This window comes from Vibrio sp. 779(2023) (assembly GCF_033344285.1).
Taxonomy (GTDB): Bacteria; Pseudomonadota; Gammaproteobacteria; order Enterobacterales; family Vibrionaceae; genus Vibrio; species Vibrio alginolyticus.
Genome location: NZ_JAWPOM010000138.1, coordinates 1 through 1257 on the forward strand (window position 1 = coordinate 1; position 1257 = coordinate 1257).

Genomic DNA, 1257 nt, shown 5'->3' on the forward strand with positions numbered 1-1257 from the left:
CTTGAACCAAGATGGCGTAATTGGTCCGAACACCATTCGTTGGATCAACTTCTCTCCTCAACAACGTTTACACTTGCTGGCATTGAATGCGGAGCGTTCTCGTATTTGGGCGAAAGAACGAGACAATGTCGTGTTTGTGAACGTGCCGGGTTATGAAGTCACTTACTGGCATGATGGTCAGCCACTGTTTGAATCAAAAGTTGTGGTTGGTCGAGCTTCAAGAAAAACCCCAATCATGACTGGAACGCTAGATTCGGTGATCTTAAATCCTACTTGGAATGTGCCTTGGAAAATCATGGTGAAAGACATTATTCCAAAAGTGAAACGCAATCCGATGTATTTAATGGAACATAACATTCAAATCATCCGTTCTTGGACGTCGCGCGAAATCATCGATCCAACCACGATCAACTGGGCAACAGTTAATCCAAGAACCTTCCCGTACCGCATGCGTCAGGCTTCTGGTTCGCACAATGCGTTGGGTTTGTACAAATTCAACATGCCGAACCCACAAGCCATATATCTACACGACACGCCGAGTAAAAACTTGTTCCAACAAGATAGAAGGGCGTTTAGCTCGGGTTGTGTTCGAGTAGAAAACGCCGATCAACTTGCAGAGCTTCTGTTCAAAACTCAAGGTTTGGAAGAGCGTTTAGAGAAAAAGCGGGAAAGCGCTCGTTCATCAACGACTTCGGTGCCACTAGGGGAACGTATTCCGGTACACATCATCTACCAAACAGCTTGGTTGGAAGAAGGTACGCTGTATTACCGAGATGACATCTACAAATACGACCATCAAGGCTAAGCCTGCCATGGCTCGTAAATTTAAGAAAATTTACAATTCTAAAAAATCGTTTCTGTTCAATAAGTAAACAAAAAATTCAGCTCGACTTCGATATTCCGGACCAATTTATGCATTTGACGAGATAAATTGGTTTCGGTATCGTCCGCTTTCTTTGTTTAGTAATTGAGCAGTGTTTTTGTTTATGGTAAGTCGTAATTTTTCTCGCCGTGATTTCCTTAAAATGACCGCTGGTGGTGTCGTACTGGCGTCTGCAATGCCTACACTTTCATGGGCTTCACTTCCGGATGAACCACGCGTGTTAGCCATGAATAACTTGAATACGGGTGAGCTTCTCGAGACGTGCTATTTCGATGGCAATCGCTACGTCGGCAAAGAATTGCAGCGTTTGAATGAGTTCTGCCGTGATCATCGCCGTAATGAAGTGCATCCAATGGATAAACGTCTGTTCGATC

Annotated in this window: 2 protein-coding genes; both read left to right on the top strand. The window is 44.2% G+C overall.

The genetic code is table 11. The features are described 5' to 3' along the window. On the top strand, positions 1-805 hold an 805-nt coding region (locus tag R8O70_RS25545; RefSeq protein ID WP_318184505.1), incomplete at its 5' end, for a L,D-transpeptidase family protein. A gap of 181 nt (positions 806-986) precedes the next feature. Further along, the coding region (locus tag R8O70_RS25550) for a DUF882 domain-containing protein (protein ID WP_318184506.1) at positions 987-1257 on the top strand (271 nt) is incomplete at its 3' end.